The organism is Actinomadura sp. NPDC048394 (genome assembly GCF_040651755.1).
Classification (GTDB): Bacteria; Actinomycetota; Actinomycetes; order Streptosporangiales; family Streptosporangiaceae; genus Spirillospora; species Spirillospora montaniterrae.
The window spans coordinates 85,742-104,561 of the sequence record NZ_JBEZJL010000013.1; the positions used below are offsets into that span (position 1 = coordinate 85,742).

At 69.4% G+C, this 18,820-nt stretch carries 13 protein-coding genes; 6 read left to right on the forward strand and 7 right to left on the reverse strand.

What is annotated here, in order from left to right; genetic code table 11:
* Positions 1–1,398 precede the first annotated feature (1,398 nt).
* From AB0C78_RS11430 to AB0C78_RS11445, 4 genes are all read right to left on the reverse strand, one after another.
* The gene (locus AB0C78_RS11430; protein WP_360745335.1) at positions 1,399–3,090 is read right to left on the reverse strand and encodes a site-specific integrase; all 1,692 of its coding nucleotides are present in this window, start codon (positions 3,088–3,090) and stop codon (positions 1,399–1,401) included.
* A gap of 641 nt (positions 3,091–3,731) precedes the next feature.
* On the reverse strand, positions 3,732–4,823 hold the full coding sequence (locus tag AB0C78_RS11435) for a pentapeptide repeat-containing protein (protein WP_360745338.1): 1,092 nt from the start codon (positions 4,821–4,823) through the stop codon (positions 3,732–3,734).
* A gap of 12 nt (positions 4,824–4,835) precedes the next feature.
* A complete protein-coding gene (locus AB0C78_RS11440; protein ID WP_360745341.1) occupies positions 4,836–6,518 on the reverse strand; it encodes an RHS repeat-associated core domain-containing protein in 1,683 nt (560 codons plus the stop codon).
* A 61-nt stretch (positions 6,519–6,579) separates the two neighbouring features.
* Positions 6,580–6,738, reverse strand: coding sequence for a hypothetical protein (locus tag AB0C78_RS11445; RefSeq protein ID WP_360745344.1), 159 nt, complete (start codon positions 6,736–6,738; stop codon positions 6,580–6,582).
* A gap of 402 nt (positions 6,739–7,140) precedes the next feature.
* On the opposite strand from AB0C78_RS11445, the gene AB0C78_RS11450 reads away from it, so the two are divergent.
* From AB0C78_RS11450 to galK, 4 genes are read left to right on the forward strand one after another with little or no spacing between them, the layout of a single operon-like run.
* The gene (locus AB0C78_RS11450; protein WP_360745347.1) at positions 7,141–7,968 is read left to right on the forward strand and encodes a sugar ABC transporter permease; all 828 of its coding nucleotides are present in this window, start codon (positions 7,141–7,143) and stop codon (positions 7,966–7,968) included.
* A 21-nt stretch (positions 7,969–7,989) separates the two neighbouring features.
* On the forward strand, positions 7,990–8,853 hold the full coding sequence (locus AB0C78_RS11455) for a carbohydrate ABC transporter permease (RefSeq protein ID WP_360745350.1): 864 nt from the start codon (positions 7,990–7,992) through the stop codon (positions 8,851–8,853).
* Positions 8,850–9,893, forward strand: a complete 1,044-nt coding sequence (galT, locus tag AB0C78_RS11460; RefSeq protein WP_360745353.1) for a galactose-1-phosphate uridylyltransferase — start codon at positions 8,850–8,852, stop codon at positions 9,891–9,893. The genes AB0C78_RS11455 and galT overlap by 4 nt, the downstream gene beginning before the upstream one ends.
* Positions 9,890–10,969 (forward strand): galactokinase, encoded by a 1,080-nt coding sequence (galK, locus tag AB0C78_RS11465; RefSeq protein WP_360745356.1) that lies wholly within the window; start codon positions 9,890–9,892, stop codon positions 10,967–10,969. The genes galT and galK overlap by 4 nt, the downstream gene beginning before the upstream one ends.
* Here galK and AB0C78_RS11470 read toward each other — a convergent pair.
* From AB0C78_RS11470 to AB0C78_RS11480, 3 genes are all read right to left on the reverse strand, one after another.
* Positions 10,957–12,120 (reverse strand): ROK family transcriptional regulator, encoded by a 1,164-nt coding sequence (locus tag AB0C78_RS11470; protein ID WP_360745359.1) that lies wholly within the window; start codon positions 12,118–12,120, stop codon positions 10,957–10,959. The two genes, galK and AB0C78_RS11470, sit on opposite strands and share 13 nt — an antisense overlap.
* A 46-nt stretch (positions 12,121–12,166) precedes the next feature.
* Positions 12,167–13,660, reverse strand: a complete 1,494-nt coding sequence (locus AB0C78_RS11475) for a glycoside hydrolase family 36 protein (RefSeq protein ID WP_360745362.1) — start codon at positions 13,658–13,660, stop codon at positions 12,167–12,169.
* A gap of 157 nt (positions 13,661–13,817) precedes the next feature.
* Positions 13,818–15,173 (reverse strand): sugar ABC transporter substrate-binding protein, encoded by a 1,356-nt coding sequence (locus tag AB0C78_RS11480; RefSeq protein WP_360745365.1) that lies wholly within the window; start codon positions 15,171–15,173, stop codon positions 13,818–13,820.
* A gap of 145 nt (positions 15,174–15,318) precedes the next feature.
* On the opposite strand from AB0C78_RS11480, the gene AB0C78_RS11485 reads away from it, so the two are divergent.
* Together AB0C78_RS11485 and AB0C78_RS11490 are read left to right on the forward strand one after the other, a co-directional pair.
* Positions 15,319–16,731, forward strand: coding sequence for a hypothetical protein (locus AB0C78_RS11485; protein WP_360745368.1), 1,413 nt, complete (start codon positions 15,319–15,321; stop codon positions 16,729–16,731).
* Positions 16,732–16,855: 124 nt separating this feature from the next.
* Positions 16,856–18,811: a carbohydrate-binding protein gene (locus AB0C78_RS11490; protein WP_360745371.1), complete on the forward strand. Its 1,956-nt coding sequence runs from the start codon at positions 16,856–16,858 to the stop codon at positions 18,809–18,811.
* Positions 18,812–18,820: the final 9 nt, after the last annotated feature.

The window sequence follows — 18,820 nt, forward strand, 5'->3', positions numbered from 1 at the left end:
CAAGACCGCCCACCCGGACCTGAGCCAGCGACTCGCCGAAGCGGGGGTCCTGCCGATGTTCGGCTTCCCGACCCGAGTCCGGAACCTGTACACGCAGAAACCCGAAAAATCCTACCCCTGGCCCCCGAATGGAGCCATCGACCGCCCCTTGTCCATCGCCGTCTCCCAGTTCGCCCCAGGCGCCGAAACCGTCCGCGACGGGCGGGTCCACACAGCGATCGGCCTCGGCTCTTTCATACCGGCGGGGTCCAACGCCGCCCCCATCGGCGATCCCCTCGGCATCGTGCGCACCATTGGCTACTGCCTATCCTGCGGTCATCTCGACGAGGAGGCGGAGGAGCAGGAGCAGGCCTCCGACGCGACACCGGCCCCCTGCCCCGCTTGCGGCGGACCCGACTACCAGGTCGTGAGCATGGCCGAGCCGGAAGGCTTCATCGCCGGAATACCCAGAGACTTCGACGGGACATTCACCTGGTCCTCTCGATCATCCGTCAGCCGAGCAGCCGCCAACCTCGAGCAGCTCACGGACAAGGTGACCGAGAACATGACGGTCCGCTCTGGGCCGGGCCGCAAATACAGCGTCAATGACAACAGCGGACGGCTCTACAGCTTTCAGAAGCCGTCACTCAGCTGGAGCAGCTGGGGCGGACTGATCGCCAGCGAACTGGTCGACGAGTACCCCTATCTCAGGTCCCGGCTCGGCAATGAGCCCCCGCTGCCGCCCGTCGCCCTGGGCTCGAGTCAGCAGACCGACCTCTTCCTGCTCGGCCCGGCTCCCGGGCAGAGCACCGCCGACGGGCTCCGCCTCAGCCTGGAGCCCGCCTTCCAGGCCCAAGGGCTGCCCGAGCCCCTCCACGGCCGCCGCGCAGCATGGATTTCATTGGCGACCCTGCTCCGTCGAGCCGCCTGCCCTCACCTCGATATCCAACCGAGCGAACTGGTCTCCGGCCTCTACGGCTCTGCCGGCGATGTCCCGGTCTACGCCTTCATGGCCGACACACTCGACAATGGCGCAGGCTTCTGCACCCACCTGGCTTCCAGCACCGAGGAGCTCAACGCCTTCCTCGACGCGGTCTCCGCCTACCTCGGCGAGCTCGCGGAGCCGACCCACAGCTCCGAGTGCACCGCCTCCTGCTACGAATGCCTCCGCGACTACGCCAACATGTCGGCCCACGCCCTCCTGGATTGGCAGCTGGCACGCGACCTCTTCACCATCCTCCGGGGCCAACCGCTGCCCCTCGACCTCGACAAGCAGGCCCGCCTGCTCAACGCCTGGGCCAGCGAGGACGGTTACGAGACGCTGACCACCGCGTCCGGACCCGTCGCGATCTACAGCAGCCTCTGGGGCAGCGGCAACCAGATTGCCGTCATCCCCAAGCACCCACTTGAAGCCTCCGACTACGCCGCCGGCCCCCGCCTGTCCAAGGCACTCTCCGACGCCCGAAATGCCGTCCCTGAGGCCGCAGCCGTCGTCGCGATCGACACCTTCCTCCTAGACCGCTCTCCAACCACTGTCACCACCCACCTTGAAAGAGCCGACGATGTGATCCCCTGAGCCACTGGGCAAGCGCGCAGATGGCGGGGAAGCGGTGGTCTTGATCGTTCCGCCGGTCGGCGCGGTGCCGAGCCTGGAAAACGCACCGTGCCCATGGAGGTCGTCCGGGTTCGCATGAACTCGTGATCGAGGAGGGCCGGGTTATCCGGCCCTCCTCGATCACGTTTGACTACCGGGGAGGTTGAGCGGTTGCGGGTTTTGGCTAGGGCTTCGAGGGCGGTTTCGTCTGCGGCGGGGAGGGTGTGTAGGTAGCGCTCGGTTGTGGCTATGGAGGCGTGGCCTAGGCGTTCCTTCACCACTTGGAGGTCGGCGCCGCCGTTAAGGAGCCAGGAGGCGTGGGCGTGGCGCAGGTCGCGCATGGTGGGTCTGAAGTTGAGGCTGGCGGCGGCCAGGGCGGGATACCAGATCTTGCGGCGGAACCAGTCGTTGGGGATGTGGCCGTCCGTCTCGCGGACGCGGCGGGGGCGCGGGTTGTCCTTGCCGTTCGCGCGGCGGGCGGCTCGGTAGAGGGTGAAGCAGCCTCGGCAGTAGTCGCAGCGGCAGCGGCCGACGGTGTACCCGCTGAGGGTGCCGTGGTTGTAGGTGCGGCCCTTCTCGTTCGGTTCCGTGCGGCCGAGGGTGGCTGGGTCTGGGATCTCGGTGATGCGGGCTCGGGGCTTGTCCTGGGGTGGCATCTGGAAGAGGAGGTCGTCTTGGGTGAGGTTCGCTGACCTGATGTGCTCCTCTAGCTTCTCGGTGATCTGGGTGCTGAGCTTGAAGCGGCGGTACTCCTTGTCCTTCGGGTAGTCCTTGACGAGGAAGTGGCGGCCTTCCGGGTGGAACTTCGGGTTCAGCTCGACGACGGTGCGGCTGACCGTGAGGATGCGGGACCTGAGGTTGAGGTCCTTCACGCGCAGCTCGCTGAGTTCGCCCCAGCGAAGGCCGCTCTCGATCTCGGTTTCGGCGAGGAGCCGGAAGGCGCCCTCGGGGAGTGCGTGGTAGACGTCGTCGAACTGCTCGGGGGTGATGATCTCGAGGGGCTTGCGGACTACCGGGGGCGTACGCACTCCGCGGCAAGGATGGATGAAGGTGACCTGGTCGTCCATCGCCGTGGTGAAGATGGCGCTGAGGATGATCTTGTTGTGGCGGATGCTCACCGGCTTCATGCCCTGGTTCTTGAGGGCCGTGATCCACGCGCGGACGTGCTCGGGGAGGATGTCGATCATCCGCATCGAGCCGAACGTCGGCATGATGTTCCTGTAGATCGCGTACGTGTAGCCCTCACGGGTGGTGGCCTCGACCTGGTGGTTCGGGAGCCAGGTCTCCTCGACGTAGTCCTTGAAGCGTTGTCTTCCTCGGCCTGGGTCGCCGGTTCGGCCTCTGGAGACTTCGACCTCTGCTCGCTGCCATGCCTTGTCGGCATCCTTTTTATTCGAGTATGTCCCGGCTGACCGCAGTCGACCTCGGATGTCGACGTAGCAGGCCGTGTAGCGGCACTTTCCGTTGTTGCCCTTGCGCTTCTTCGCGTATCCCAAGGCACGATCCTCCATGATCATCCGTCCGTGATTTGTCCGTGGACGGTGGCGGACGGGCCATCCTTGTCCGTGAATGGCTGACACCTCCACAGGCCGTCTACCTGGGATTTTAACGCGGATCGCCTTTACCTGCATGACCCCCAAATGGGCAGGATTTGAAGTTCGGGATGAAGAAGTCGTAGGCTCAAACGCCGCCCGACAGAAACTGTTAAACTGGATCGGTGCGTTTATCCGGCCCGGGGTCGGACCGCGAAACATGGTTCACGAAATGCGTCGGCTTACGCGCAATGAGCGCTTCTCTTCCGGGACTGATAGAGGCTGTCACCGTTGCACGGAGGGGAGGAGCGAGCGCGGCGTGCTGATGGTTCGGGCGGATCCAGTGCGGCATCAGGACGGCGTGATCGCGATGGGGGCCTCCCGCGCCGCCTGGCTGCGCCAGCGACGACTCCGGAATCCGGCCTGCCGGTGCTAACACAGACCGTCTCGACCGGGTGAGGGACCGCAGCGGTCGGTATAAGCCGGTGAAGGCGATGCTCATCGTAGGTGGTGCGGCAGTACGTTGCGTGCCGCGGTGTAGGGCCTTCCTGCGGGTGGGACCGTGCTCCGCCGGTGTGTGGGCCGGCGGGTGCAAAGCTTGTGGGTCAGGTTACAAGCCTCTCGTGTCAGTGTCGGAGGCCGTCGGTGGTGGCGTGGTCGAGGAGGATTCCGGCTCGGGATGCGCCGTGCATGGTGGTGTCGGTGATGCTGGCGGCGGTGAAGTCGGCGCCGTCGAGGACGGCGTTGACGAAGAGAACGTGATGGACGGTGGCATCGCGGAACCGGGCGCGGGTGAAATCACCGCGGGACAACACGGCCCAGTGAAGGTCGGCCTCCGTCAGGAGGGCGCCGGTGAAGTCGGCGCCGACCGTGGTGATCTTGTTGAGCCGGGCGCCGGTGAGATCGGCTCCGGACAGGTCGGCGTGGTCGAGTTCGGCGCCGAACAGATCCACGCCGCGCAGGTCACGCCCGGCCAGCGGGGCGCCCTGCAGGTCGGTGTAGTTTCCGTCGCTGGCGGGATAGCGGGCGTCGGTCCAGTCGTCGCCCCGTTTGGCGGCGCGGATGACGTCCTCGAGGTTGGCGGCCTGCTCGGGGTCGGCCCAGCGGGCGCGGGCGGCGTCGCGTTCGCGTGCCAGTGCCGACAGCGCCTCGCCATGCCGAGGTGAGGTCGCCTGCCAGGCCGTCGCGGAGTGGCTGTTGTGCATGCCGATGGTGACGGCCGCGTCGAGAGCGGCCGGATCGGTGAGGTTGCCGGTCCAGATACCGCCGGTGAGATCCGCGCCGGTCAGGTCGGCGCCGCTGAGGTCGCAGGTGAGGACGGTCGTGCGGACGGCACGCACCCCCGACGCGCGGCATGCCGTAAGGCGCGCCTCGGACAGCCGGCTCGCCGACAGGTCGGCGTCGACGAGCACGGCTCCGGACAGGTCGGTGTGGCGTGCGCTGACGTCGAGCAGTACCGCCCCGGTGAGGTCGGCTCCGGACAGGTCGGCGAAGTCCAGAACGGCCCTGGTCAGGTCGATACCGGCGAGGTCGCGGCCGGCCAGCGGCGCACCGCCGAGGTCGGTCTCCAGCTCGAACGGCGGCCGCTCGCCCAGGGCCGCCGCCCAGTCGCCACCGGTCAGCGCCTCCTCGAGCGCCTCCTCCAACCGCGCGGCCATGAGGGGCTCGGCCCAGCGCTCCATGCGCCACACCGTCGCGGCCGCGTTGATGGACAGCATTCGCCGATTCTCCTACGCGCCGGGCGGCCAGTGGTGCATGGGCGCACTCGGCGGGTAGCCGATGCCGTGCAGGAAGCCGTTGACGTTGTGGAACAGCTTGTTGGCACGTTCGTGCTGGTCGAACAGGTTGGTGAGCGCCTCGTGGGTGAGGTCGTCGGGCAGCCTGCGTTCGAGTCGGGAGATCTCCCGATCCAGTGCGGGGATGATGTTGTTCTGCAGCGCGTTGCGGGCCTGCTGGAGGTCGTGGATGTGGCTGTACGGAACGTTCGTGACCGGTTTGCGCGCCACCACCACACCCTGGGACTCGAGTCTCGCGGCCTTGAAGTGGTTGTGGTCGGTCTGTCGGTTGATCTTGCCGAGCGGATCGTCGGCGACGTTCTCCAGCTTGTTCATCGCCTGTTTCGCCTCCTGGCTCAGCCCGCTGTAGTCGGGGGCGAGCCCGAAGGGATCGGCCCATCGCCAGGGGTTGGGCACGTAGGCGTGCGGGTTGGGACCTCCCGCCAGGCCGATGGGATCGGCGCTGATGTAGCGAGCCGTCTCCGGGTCGTAGTAGCGGTGATAGTTGTAATGGAACCCGGATTCGTCGTCGTAGTACTGACCTGGGAAGCGCAGCGGGCATGGCACGTCGGCGCCGGCTCCTCTGGGCGATCCGGTGCCCGCTCCCCGAGCGGTGTCCGCGCCCCAGATCGAACTGCCGTCGGCGGAGACGACGTCGCCGCCGGGCGTCACGAGTTCGGCGGGCGCGCCGACGAGGTCGGCGACGATGGCGTGAAAGTGCGCGTCGGTGCCGTCAGACGAGTGGACGTCCTGCAGCAAGGGGACGAGGCTTCCCGGCTCATGGGCCCAAGTCGTCACTGTGTCGTCGCGTTGCTGCTCGACGAGTACCGGACCGTCCCATGTGAACGACGTCCGTTCCACGATGGTCTGCCCGTCGGCGGTGACCCGTTCCTTGGCGATGCGACGGCCGAGCGCGTCGTAACGGTAGCGCCAATGTGTCCCGTCCGGGGTGACGAGCGCGACGAGCCGGTCCTCGGGGTCCCAGAAGTAGCGCCAGTCTCGGCGGCCTCCTGACAATGTGGTCTGCCGCCGGACGACCAGGCGCCCCTGCTGGTCATGCTGATACTGCGTCCTGCCCGCCCGCCGCAGCAGCGTCCCGGTGAACACACGGCCGCCTTGCACGGCGCCCGTGTCTTCAGGGGCCGCAGGGCCGGGCCAGGTCGCCGCCGTCACGTTGCCGGCGAGGTCGTAGCCGTACTGCTCCACACCGGCTGCGCTGTGCACGGAGGTGATCCGGCGGTGTCCGTCGACCCGGGCCAGCCGTTGCCCGCGCCGGCGATCGTTGACGGCGGTCGGGCTTCCGTCCTCTCGGTAGGCGTGCGTGCGGTGCTGGAGCGGCCTGGCGTCGGGACCGGTCCGCGGGGTCGGTGCACCCCAGAGGGCCTGGGACGTCAGCCGTCCCGCGGCGTCGTACTGCTGGTCGAGCACCACGGTGTCGCCCAGCCGCCGCCGCGTTTCCCTGCCCAGGGCGTCATAGCCGAAGCCGAGCCGTTGGCCCCCCGCCACCAGAGCGGTGAGGCGGCCGGACGGATCGTAGGCCCACGCCGCCTCCCAGCCGGACGGCGTGCGGCGCCGCATCCGGCGGCCGAGGGGGTCGTAGTCCGTCCGCACCGTGCGTCCGTCGCAGGTCTCGGCCACGACCCGGCCGAATATGGGGCGCGTTCGAACACCGCCTCGGAGTGGGCGTTGGTGGGGCGGATCATCCGGCCATTGGGTCGTAGGCGTCGGTGCTTGTCCCGGCCGCCGTACGCTGCGCCACCACCCGTCCGAGCAGGTCCTGCTGGAACTCGATCACCTCGTCCACGCGGTTGGCCGGCGTGATCAGCTGGTTCCCGGCGTCGTGGGAGTAGCGGAGCATGCGGCCGTTGACGTTGGTCTCGGAAACGATGTTCCCGGTGTCAGGGCTCGGGCGGGCGGTTCGGGGGTTGCGGCACGTTGAGCTACTTCGGACGAGCTCGGGTTGGGAGGGTCTTCGCGTTGGCCGGCTCCGAGGGGTAGGCGGTTCCTTCTGGGGTGTGTTCGGAGGGTGGGGGTGGTTCGGGGCGGGGTGCACGGTGGGGGTATTTACGATTTGGTCTTGACAAATATTCGCTTGCCCGCATCATTATTGGCTGGTGGGTGGTCGGGAAGCCCGAGGAGGAGGGCGCGGATGCAAGCGGTTGGAACGCGGCTTGAGGCCGGGGCTGGGCGGCGGGTGAAGCCGGCAGGTCGGCGCAGGGGACGGGACGATCGGCGGGTCGGGTGGTTGTTCCTTCTGCCGGTGATCGTCGGGTTCGTGGTGTTCTATGCGTATCCGACGGTGCGGGGCGTCTGGTACTCGCTCACCGACTACAGCCTGCTCAACGAGCCTGCGTATGTGGGGGCCGACAACTACCGGCATCTCGTCGACGACGCGCAGTTCTGGAACGCTCTCAAGGTCACCGCCTACTACGTGGTCGTCAACATCGCGTCGCAGACGGTGTTGGCGCTGGGGCTTGCCGCGTTGATGCACCGGCTTACCCGGTCGGTCGTGCTGCGGGCGGCGTTGTTGGTGCCGTGGTTGGTGCCGAACGTGACGGTGGGGCTGTTGTGGGCGTGGTTGCTGGATCCGGATCTCGGGTTCGTCAACCACGTTCTTGGTGGGGTCGGGATCGACACGACGTTGTCGTTCAACTCGCCGACGTGGGCGATGCCGTTGGTGGCGCTGGTGAACAGCTGGGCTTACACCGGGTACACGGCCCTGCTGCTGTATGCGGGGATGCTCCAGATTCCGCAGCACCTGTACGAGAGCGCCGCGATCGACGGGGCGGGGGAGGCGCGGATGTTCCGGTCGATCACGCTGCCGCTGCTGCGCCCGATCCTGGCGCTCGTGCTGGTGGTGTCCCTGATCGGCTCGTTCCAGATCTTCGACACCGTCGCAGTCGCGTATGGGGGGAAGGCGCCGATCCCCGAGACCCGCGTCATTTACTACTACATCTACCAGCAGGCTTTCACGTACTTCCATATGGGTTACGCCGCTGCTGTGGCGATGGTCCTCGTTGTTCTTCTGGGTCTGCTGACAGCCCTGCAGATGCGGCTGCTGCGCGCTTCCCGCTCGGACCTCGGTTAGGAGCCCCGATTGTTCTCCCGTATGGGCCGAGGCGCTTCCTGGGCCGTTCTCGTTCTCGCGGTCGCCGTCACCATTTTCCCGTTCTACTGGATGGTCAGGACGGCGCTCACACCGGCGGCCGATCTGTATCGGGACTCGACGTCGCTGTGGCCGCACCATCCGACGCTGATCAACTTCAGGCGGGTGCTGGGGCTGGTCGACGCGCGGCAGGCGCGGTCCGCGGGCGGCTCGGGCGCGCAGATCGACTTCCTGCGGTACACGCTGAACTCGATGATCTACAGCGGGCTCATCGCGGTCGTGCAGACCTTCTGCTGCGCGATGGCCGGGTACGCGTTCGCGCGGCTGCGGTTCCCGGGCCGCGACCTGGCGTTCGGGGTCATGGTGGCGGCGCTGATGGTGCCGCCGATCTTCACGCTGCTGCCGAACTTCGTCCTGGTCAAGCAGCTCGGGATGCTGAACACCATGCAGGGGATGGCGCTGCCCAGCCTGCTGATGACGCCGTTCGCCGTCTTCTTCCTGCGGCAGTTCTTCCTGTCGATTCCGAGGGACGTCGAGGAGGCGGCGACGCTGGAAGGGATCGGGCCCTGGGGGATGTTCTGGCGGATCGTCCTGCCGATGAGCCGCGGGCCGCTGATCACCGTCGGCCTGACGACCGTCGTGTGGAGCTGGAAGGACTACCTGTGGCCGCTGCTGGTGGGCAAGGGCGAGGGAAGCCGGGTGCTTACCGTCGGCCTGGGGGTGTTCCTCCAGCAGTCTCCTAATACGGCGCCGGATTGGACGGGGCTGATGGCCGGATCGGTCATCTCGGTCCTTCCCGTGCTCGTTCTTCTGCTCTTCCTCGGGAGGCGGCTGGTGCAGTCGCTCAACTTTTCTGGCATGAAATGACCGGCGTGATCGAAGCGAGGACGTCAGTTGTCCTGGCCGACGGGCGGGAGTTGTTCTACTTCGACGACGAGCCCGGGCATGACCGGACGGCGTCCGACACGCGGTCGCTGCACAGGCCGGCGGGTGGCGCGGAGCTGCGGTACGACAGGTTGACGGGCGAGCCTGTTCTGGTGGCCGCCCATCGTCAGACGCGGACGGTGAGCGCGGCGGGTGGTGACTGCCCGCTGTGTCCGAGCAGGCCGGGTCATCCGACGGAGATTCCCGCCGGCGATTATCACGTCGCGGTATTCGAGAACCGTTTCCCGTCGCTGGGCGGTCCGGTCGGCGGACGGTGCGAGGTGGTGTCGTTCTCCAGCGATCACGATCGTTCTTTCGCCAGTCTTTCCGATGCGCGCTGGCTCACTATCGGGCGAGCCTGGGCGGATCGCACCGCTGCGCTGTCTGCTGTCCCTGGTGTGGAGCAAGTCTTTGTCTTCGAGAACCGGGGCGCGGAGGTGGGGGCGACGCTCAGCCATCCGCATGGCCAGATTTATGCCTATCCCTATCTGCCGCCCGTCCAGGCGGCGGTTCTGCGGACGGCGCGGGCGCACCGTGGTTGCCTGCTCTGCTCGATCGTTGAGGAGCAGGTGGCGGGCCCGCTCGTCGTCGCCGAGACGGAGGGCTTCGTCGCGTTCGTGCCCGTGGCGGCGCGGTGGCCGTACGAGGTGCACATCGTGCCGCGCGGGTGCGTGCCGTACCTGACCGACCTGGACGACGATGACCTCGCCGAACTGATGTGCCTGTACGGCGACGTCCTGCGCAGGTTCGAGGACCTCTTCGGCGACGGCGAGACCGCCTACATGGCCTGCTGGCATCAGCCTCCGCTGAACCAGACGGATCTCGCCCATTTCTACGTGCAGGTCTTCACGACGCGCAGGTCCGCGGACCGGTGGAAGTTCCTGGCGTCCAGCGAGTCGGGCGCGGGGGCCTTCATCAACGACGTTCGTCCGGAAGCCGCCGCCGAGCGGCTGCGGAACGTTCCGAAGCCGGAGCCGCGGTGACGGGGGTGTGGCGGGCGCCCGGCAGGGTCAACCTGATCGGGGAGCACACCGACTACAACGACGGCCTGGTCCTGCCATTCGCTCTTTCTCAGGGTGTCACCGTCAGCGGTTGCCGACGGGATGACGACGTTCTGGAAATGCACTCCATGGGGCGGATGGAGCGCGTTGACCTGACGGTGCTGGCCCCTGGCGTTGTTACCGGATGGGCGGCCTATGTCGCAGGCGTCGCGGGCTGCCTGCGCGATGCCGGATATGCGGTCGGCGGCGCGACCCTGCGGTTCGCGTCCGATCTTCCGCAGGGTGCGGGTGTGTCGTCGAGTGCGGCTCTGGAATGCGCCACCGCTGTGGCCCTTGCCGGACTCTACGAGCTCGACGTCGGCGGCGAGGAGCTCGCGCGGATCGCGCAGCGGGCCGAGCACGAGTACGCCGGGGTCCCCTGCGGGATCCTCGACCAGTCGGCTTCGCTGCTGTGCCGCGCCGACCATGCGCTGCTGCTCGACTGCCGCACCGGTGCCGCCGCCCATGTGCCGCTGCGGCTCGGCGACCACCGCGTTCTCGTGGTCGATACGCGCGCCGGGCACCGGCTCGGTGACGGCGAATACGCGAGCCGCCGGTCCTGCTGTGAGGAGGCGGCGCGCGCGCTGGGCGTCGGGTCGCTCCGAGACGTCACCGACCCCGAAGCGGGATCGCTGCCGGATCCGGTGATGCGCCGGCGGGTCAGGCACGTCGTCCAAGAGAACCGCCGCGTCGAGAAGGCCGTCGACCTCCTGTCCAGAGGCGAAATCGCCGCGCTGGGACCGTTGCTGACGGCGAGCCATGTCTCGCTGCGCGACGACTACGAGGTCTCCTGGCCGCAGGCGGACGTCGCCGTGGACGCCGCGCTGGCGGCGGAGGCGTGCGGCGCCCGCATGTTCGGCGGTGGTTTCGGCGGTTCGGTTCTCGTCCTCGCGCACCGGGACGCCCTCGCCGATGTCCGCGCCGCCGTCGACACGGCCTTCGACGGACGTGGCTGGGCCGCGCCCCGGTATCTGGAGACGACGGCGTCCGCCGGCGCCGGCCCGGCTCAGGAGGAGTGAACGAGAGGGTCGGGCATCCCGTCGGTGAACAGCTGGGCGTCGATGTGGTCGAGGGCGACGCGGAGGGCGCCGAGGGCGACGCTGTCGGCGCCGAGCGTGGACGCCCGGATCTCCGGGACGCGCAGGCACAGCCGGCCGAGCTCCCGGGCGAGCGGGTCGATGATCAGGTCGGCGGAGCGGGAGTAGCCGCCGCCGAGGACGACGACCTGCGGGTCCAGGGCCAGGACGAGCGCGGCCGCGCCGACGGCGAGGTCCTTCACGTACTTGCGGAGCGCGGTCTTCGCGTCGCGGTCGCCTGCGCGGGCGTGCTCGAAGACCCACGCGGCCCTGTCGTTGGGGTGGACGTCCGCGGGGAGTCCGCGGCAGTTCTCCAGGTGCGACGGGGCGGCGAGCCAGCGGACGGCCTTGAGGGCTCCTATCTCGCCGGCGGCCCCGCCGTAGCCGCGCCGCAGCGTGCCGTCGAGGATGAGGCCGGCGCCGGTGCGCATGCCCGCGAGCAGGTAGACGATGTCGTCGGCGTCCTGCGCGGTGCCCTGCCAGCGTTCGGCGACGGCGCCGAGCTTGCAGTCGTTCTCGACGAAGACCGGGCAGGTGAACCGGGCGGACAGGTGCTCGGCCGGCGAGACGCTCGCCCAGCCCGGCAGCGGGGTGAACAGGGTGGTGCGGCCGGTGGCGTCGACCGGGCCGGTCACCCCGACCGTCACCGCCCAGACCTGGTCGGGGCGCATGCCCGCACCGGCCAGGCACTGGGTGATGGCGGTGTCGACGGCGTCGAGCCGCGCGACCGGGTCGGCCTCCGGCTCCACCGGCAGCCGGTGGCTGTGCAGGACCTCGCCCTCCAGGTCCGCAAGCAGCACGAGGATCTTGTGGCCGCCGACGTCGACGCCGAGCACGTGCCCGGCGCCGGCGTTGAAGCGGTAGCGGCGGGCCGGGCGGCCGACGCTGCTGCCGTCGGGTTCGACGACCTTGACCCATCCGTCGGACACGAGCCCGCGGACGACGACGTCGGTGCCGGGCCGGGACAGGCCGGTGCGGGCGGCGAGTTCGGTGACCGTGGCGGGCGGCTGCCCCCGCATCGCCTTGACGACGCTGAGCGAGTTGAGCTCGCGGAGCTTGCTGACATCGGCCCCTGACGCGGCCCCGTCGGTCACCACGACCCCCTTTACGCTTCGGTGAAGACAAATTCTAGCCGTCAGGTCACGAGATCGGGTACAGCCGGCCGGGATCCAGGGCGGCCCCGAAGTCGACGGGACGGCCGCCGACGACGAAACGGTAGCGGCCCTGCCGCGTCACGGCGGGGCGTTCCGCGAGGTAGTCCGCCAGCTGCTTCAGCTCGTCGGCGCGGAGCCAGGACGGCGGGTCCGAGACCGCCTTGAACCCGCAGATCGCGGCGAGGTCGCGCAGCCAGCCCATCTGGGTGTCGGTGAGCAGGTTGAGGCGGCTGCGGAAGTAGACGACGTCGGGGTCGACCTGCGCGAGCGGCGCCTGCCACAGCCGGTGCAGGGTGTTGACCAGGGCGTTGTAGGCCATCGCGTCGGACGGGTCGTCGGTGGCGTAGTTGGCCCACATGGGGGCGACGTCGGGGCCGCTGCGCAGCCCGTCGAGCAGGCCGAGGGAGGGCAGCAGCAGGCTGCCGCTGCCGAGCAGGTAGGCCTCCGGGCCCGCGACCTGCCGGATCAGGGCGAGCGCTTCGCGGTAGGCCAGTTCGCGGTGCGCTCCCGAGTGCCGGACGCCCGGGACAGCCCCGGCGTTGATGAAGTCGAGCTTGAGGTAGGTGAACCCCCACTCGTGGACGACGCGGCGGATCAGGTCGGCGAGGTGCTCGCGGACCTCCGGGTGCGTGGTGTCGAGGGCGTGGTAGCCCGTCCCCCAGTTGTGTCCGGCGATCACCGGCTCGCCCCGTTCGTCGGCGAGCAGCCATCCGGGGTGCTCGCGGGCGACCTCGGAGTCCGGCAGGGCGATGAAAGGAGCGATCCAAAGACCGGCCCGCATGCCGGCGCCCGTGATGCGCTCCGCGAGGGCGGCCATGCCGGAGGGGAACTTGTCGTTGGCGTGCCAGTCGCCCACGGCCCGTTCCCAGCCGTCGTCGACCTGGACGACGTCGAACGGCAGCTCGGCGAGGGCCGCGAAGTCCTTGGTGAGCTGCTGCTCGGTGATGCCCTCGTAGTAGGCGTACCAGGTGCACCACACGTTGCCCGCGACGCGGTCGCTGCTGCCGAGCCGCGCCGCCAGCTGGTCGGTGTAGCGGGCGAAGACCTCCTCCTCGTCGCCGTACGCGAGGAACCACGGGGCACCGTCCTCCTCGCACCAGCCGGCGAGGGTGTCCCGGTCGGCGGACAGGCGCGGGGTGCCGAGCCCGAGCGAGCCGAGGAGCAGCACCCGGCCGTCCTCGCCCTGGAGCGCGGCGACGGCCGAGGAGTGGTGGCGGGCGGGGTCGTCCCAGACGGTGTCGTCGGCGGTGAGGCGCCGGTCGGGGGAGGCGATCCGGAGCGGGGCCTCGCTGAGCCGCCGCCACCCGCACGGGCTCCAGGAGTTCTGGCCGTGCCGGTAGAACAGGGCGTCTCCGAGGCCGTGCAGGACGGCGATCCGGCCGGGCGGCAGGATCAGTCCGCCGCCGGCGGGCTCGGGGGGCCGCACTCCGGCCGTCTCGACCGCGAAGGCGCGGCCGGCCAGGTCGACGAGCAGGGGCATGGGACTCCTTACAGGCGAGCAGAGCATTCGGCGGGACGTGCCCGGGCGCGGTCGGCGTGGCCGGCGCGGCCGGGAGCGGTCGGCCCGGCCGGCACCGGATGGGGGCCGGCCGGGGACCTCGCAGCGGTACGTCCCGCCGGGGGAGCGGGTCGGACGGTCAGCGGAACAGGGCGTTGACCTGCTGGTTGGCCTTCTTCAACGCCGACGCGGGATCGGCCTGGCCGAGGACGACCGACTGCAGCGAGTCCTGGACGATCTGGCTGACCTCGGTGCCGTGGTCGGTGATCGGCAGCTGGAACGTGGCGCCGGGGGTCTTGGTGTAGTCGACGTAGACGTGGACGTCGCGTCCCTTGGCCTTGTGGGCGGCGAGGGCCTTGTCCGTCGCGGTCTTGATCGCGGGGAAGACGACCGCGTTGGCGGCGACGAGGTCCTGGCACTGGGTGGAGCCGAGGAACTTCACCCACTTCCAGGCCGCGTCCTTGTGCTTGGTGCCCGCCCAGATCGCGTCGGACAGCCCGTTGATCGCGGACTTGCGGGCGCCGACGGGGCCGACCGGCAGCGGCGCGAGCGCGAACTTCTGCTTCGCGCCGTCGCCCAGGTAGGTGTTGATGGTCCAGGAGCCGGCGATCGTCAGCGCGGACTTGCCGGCGTTCATGATGGCGTCGATGCCGAGCGTCGACTGCTTGTCGAACCTCGGCGCGTAGCCCTTGTCCGTGATCGCCTTGTACCAGGCGATGGTCTGGACGAGCTTGGGGTCGTCGTACTGGAACTTCGTCCCCTTGGCGTTGCCGTCCAGGTAGGTGAAGCCGTTGGCGGCGGCGAGCTCGCCCCACCCGTTCTGGCCCTGGGAGCCGTCGTTCCACTCCGGCTGGTAGCCGTAGACCTTCACGTGGTTCTTGTCGAAGCCCGGGTCGAGGCCGTTGCGGCCCTTGTCGTCGATCGTGAGCTTGGCGATGGTCTGCTCGAACGTGCCGCCGTCGTTCGGGTTCCAGGTGAGGTTCTCCAGGTCGGCGGGCTTGATGCCGGCCTTGCTCAGCATGCCGGCGTTGTAGACGACGGCCTCGGTGTCCCAGTCCTTCGGCAGGCCGTAGCGCTTGCCGTCCTTGGTCCACACCTCGGCGAGGCCGTTCTGGTACTGCGACAGGTCGATCTTGTCCTTCTCGACGTAGGGCTGGATGTCGAGGATCTGCTGGCTGGCGACGAACTGCGGGTAGTACGACGCCTGGTCGGTCCACACGTCGGGGGCGTCGCCGGCGGCGAGCTGCGTGGTGAGGTTCTGCCAGTACTGCGCCCACGCCGTCTGAGTGATCTTGATGCTGACGTTCGGGTTCGCGGCGTGGAAGGCGTCCGCGCACTGCTGGTAGGAGGCCTGCTGGTTGTCGTCCCACAGCCAGTAGTTCAGCGTGACCGGGCCGTCGCTCTTGCCGTCGCCGGAGCCGCCGCACGCGGCGAGCGCCGTACCGGCCAGCAGTCCGCACAGCAGCGCCGCGCCGGCCCGCCTCTTGTTGATCATGGGTGCCTCAGCTCGGGGTGGGGGCGAGGGTTCTCGAGGTTCCCTCTTGCCTGGTTGGCTCTCGCCAATAATGATGTGGCTCATCGGAAAATTGTCAAGGGCGCCTCATAACCCCTTGGCCGGGCATCCCCCTGGAGGGCTTGCGATGGTCCACTCCCCGATCCCCAGACCGGCCCTGCTGGCGGCCGCCGCCGCGCTGACCTCGGTCGTCGCGGCCGTGCCCGCCGCCGCATCGGCCGCCGGCCCCGAGCCGGGCTGGCGGACGCTCGCCGAGGGCGAGGCCCCGGACGCCAACCCGCTGTCCGGTTTCATCCCCTACGCCGGGAACTACGCGACCTTCCCGCACTCGATGGAGTGGTTCTACCTGCCGGTCAACGCGGTGATGAAGGGCCCGCACCGGTTCGACTGGAAGGCGCTGGAGGACCAACTGGACGCCATCGCCGCGCGCGGGCACCAGACGGCGTTCCGCTTCTACCTCGACTACCCGGGCCAGCCCAGCGGAGTGCCGCAATACCTGCTGGACGAGGGCCTGGCCACCCACTCCTACGACGACTTCGGCAACAACGGGACGAGCGTCTCCCCCGACTACGACGACCCGCGGCTCGCGTCCGCGCTCGACCGGTTCATCGCCGCCCTCGGATGCCACTACGACGGCGACCCGCGCATCGGGTTCGTCCAGCTCGGCCTGCTGGGCTTCTGGGGCGAGTGGCACACCTGGCCGCACAACGGCGACCCGGGCACCGAGAACTGGTTCGCCTCCCAGGCCGAGCAGGTCAGGGTCCTCCACGCCTACGACAAGGCGTTCGACAGGACCCGCCTCATGGTCCGCTACCCGAGCGCCGACAACGCCGCCCTCGACATGGGCTACCACGACGACTCGTTCGCCTACTCCACCCTCCCGGGGACCGGCTGGAACTTCATGGACCTGATGCTGCAGGCCGGGACGGGCGGCAAGTGGAAGGACGAGCCCGTCGCCGGCGAACTGCGGCCCGAGCTGCAGGGATGCATCTTCAACGTGCCGGACGACTGCGTCACCGACGGCGACGACGACTTCGCCGGCGGCGTGGCGCAGACCCATGCCACCTGGCTGCTGAACCAGTACGCCTTCAGTCCCGGATACACCGGCGCCGCCTACGGCAAGGCGCTGCAGAGCGCCAAGTCCCTCGGCTACCGGTTCCGCGTCACCGGGGTGAAGACCGGTATTGGCACCGACCGGCGCGGCCTCAGCCTCTCGATCCGTCTCCAGGACGACGGCGTCGCCCCCTTCTACTACGACTGGCCGCTCCAGATCGCCGCCGTCGGCCCCGACCGGACGATCGCCCGCACCTGGACGACGTCCTGGAAGCTGACCGGCGTCAAGCCCGGCGCCCCGGCCGAGCTCACCGCCACCCTGCCCACGCGCGGCCTGCCGCGGGCGGGCCGGTCCGGCGGCGGCTACACGCTCGTCCTGCGGGCCGCCAACCCGATGCGCGGCGGCATGCCGCTGCGCTTCGCCAACGCCGGCCAGGACACCACCCTTCCCGGCTGGCTCACGCTCGGCGACGCCCGCATCTCCTGAGCACTCCGCCCCGCCGAGCACGCCGCCGGGCACTCCGCCCGCCGAGTACGCCGCCCGGCGAGCGCTCCGCTCCGCGCGCCTTCGGGGGACCCCTGCCCACCCCAACCGAGGAGGTCACCGTCCCATGCACCCGCTCCTGACGCGGTCGTCCCGCGCCTCCGCCGCACTCGCCGCGCTCGCCGCGGGCGTGCTGCTGACGCTGCCGCCGGCGTCCGCCGCGGCGGACCCGCAAGGCCCGCCGCCCCGGCCCGCAGCCCCCGCCGCGCCCGATCCGTCCCTGACCGTCCACCCGCTCACGGCCGCCGCAGGCCCCGTCGACAACCCGCTCAAGGGATTCGCCCGCTTCTACAACCCCGGCGCCGACCAGAACCAGGGCTACCCGCACTCGCTGACCTGGAGCTACTTCGGGCTCTCCGAAGTCATGACCAACGCGTCCGACTGCAATTCCTACGACTGGTCGAAGGTCGACGCCGCCCTCGATGAGAGTGCGCGCTACGGCAACCAGGTCGCGCTCCGGTTCTACATGGAATATCCCGACGGCACCGGCAGCCATCCGGCCAACGCGATCCCGCACTGCTTCGACGGGCACGTCACGTACCGCACCAACACCCGCTGGAACACGACCAGTCCCGACTACGACAACGCCTACCTGCTCACCGGCCTGAAGAACTTCATCGCCGCGTTCGGCGCCCGCTACGACGGCGACCCGCGACTCGGCTTCGTCCACCTCGGCCTCATCGGGCTGTGGGGCGAATGGCACACCTGGCCGTACGACAGCGACACCAGCGACGGCTACCCCGACTACATGCCGACCAACGCGCACCTGGCCGACATCCTCCAGGCCTACGACAACGCGTTCGACAAGACGAAGCTGGAGGTCCGCTACCCCGACTCCGGCGGGGGCGCGGCCGACGCCCGCGACATCGGCTACCACGACGACTCCTTCTGCTACCGCGAAGGCAGCCCGCTCGCCGGCGTCACCCTGCCCGAGTCGCTCGGCGGCGCCGGCTACTCCCAGCTCCAGCGGGCCCTCGACCAGGGCGTCGAGAACAAGTGGATCACCGACTCGATGGGCGGCGAGGTCCGGCCCGAGATCCAGGCCCAGGCCTTCTCCTCCTGGCCCGGCGGGTCCGGGACGGTCGACGACATGAAGGCGTGCATCGAGCTGGAGCACACCACCTGGAAGATCAACGAAGGCAGCTCCGGATACGGCCCGGCGGACGCGAACGTCGGCGCCGCGGTGCGGCTCATGGGGTACGACCTGGGCGTCCGCAACGCCTACTACCGCAACTCCGTGAGCGGCACCGCGCGGATCGGCGTCCAGATCGCGAACGACGGCGTCGCCCCGTTCTACTACCCGTGGACGGTCACGCTCGGCCTCAAGAACGGCTCCGGGACGGTGGTCAAGACCTGGGACACCCCCTGGGACCTGCGGACCGTCATGCCGCTGAAGATCCGGGCGTTCCCCGAATGGGGCGTCGGCTCCGACCCGGCCTACCGCGACTACGGCTACCCGCAGTACTTCCAGGCCGACGTCGGCCTCTCCGGCGTCGCGAACGGGAACTACCAGCTCGTCATGCGGGTGAAGAACCCGCTGGAGGCGGTGAGCGCCAACGCCAAGAAGCTGCGGTTCGCCAATGCCACCCAGAACGCCGACGGCTGGCTCGGCCTCGGTGCCATGACCGTCGGGGCCGGCGCGCCGTCCGCCACGGTCGAGGCCGAGGATCCGGGCAACACGCTCGCGGGCGGGGCCGCCGTCGCGTCCTGCGCCGGATGTTCGGGCGGCTCGAAGGTCGGCTACATCGGCAACGGCGGCACGCTCACCTTCAACCACGTCACCACCGGCGTCGCCGGAAGCCACGCCCTGACGATCTCCTACACCTCGGCGGAGGCGCGGTCGGCGACCGTCACGGTGAACGGCAATGCCACCACCGTCGCGTTCCCGTCCAGCGGAGGCTGGGACACCGTCGCGACCACCACCGTGCCGGTCACGCTGACCGGCGGCGACAACACGATCACCATCGCCGGCCCGAGCGGCTGGGCCCCCGACATCGACAAGATCACGATCACCTCGGGCTGAACCCCGCCG

Excerpts from the sequence above, each read along its gene's own strand:
- AB0C78_RS11485 (WP_360745368.1), top strand. The coding sequence starts at position 15,319 with ATGGTCCACTCCCCGATCCCCAGACCGGCCCTGCTGGCGGCCGCCGCC.
- AB0C78_RS11445 (WP_360745344.1), bottom strand. The coding sequence starts at position 6,738 with ATGCTCCGCTACTCCCACGACGCCGGGAACCAGCTGATCACGCCGGCC.
- AB0C78_RS11435 (WP_360745338.1), bottom strand. The coding sequence starts at position 4,823 with ATGCTGTCCATCAACGCGGCCGCGACGGTGTGGCGCATGGAGCGCTGG.
- AB0C78_RS11480 (WP_360745365.1), bottom strand. The coding sequence starts at position 15,173 with ATGATCAACAAGAGGCGGGCCGGCGCGGCGCTGCTGTGCGGACTGCTG.
- galT (WP_360745353.1), top strand. The coding sequence starts at position 8,850 with ATGACCGGCGTGATCGAAGCGAGGACGTCAGTTGTCCTGGCCGACGGG.
- AB0C78_RS11430 (WP_360745335.1), bottom strand. The coding sequence starts at position 3,090 with ATGATCATGGAGGATCGTGCCTTGGGATACGCGAAGAAGCGCAAGGGC.
- AB0C78_RS11475 (WP_360745362.1), bottom strand. The coding sequence starts at position 13,660 with ATGCCCCTGCTCGTCGACCTGGCCGGCCGCGCCTTCGCGGTCGAGACG.
- AB0C78_RS11490 (WP_360745371.1), top strand. The coding sequence starts at position 16,856 with ATGCACCCGCTCCTGACGCGGTCGTCCCGCGCCTCCGCCGCACTCGCC.
- AB0C78_RS11455 (WP_360745350.1), top strand. The coding sequence starts at position 7,990 with ATGGGCCGAGGCGCTTCCTGGGCCGTTCTCGTTCTCGCGGTCGCCGTC.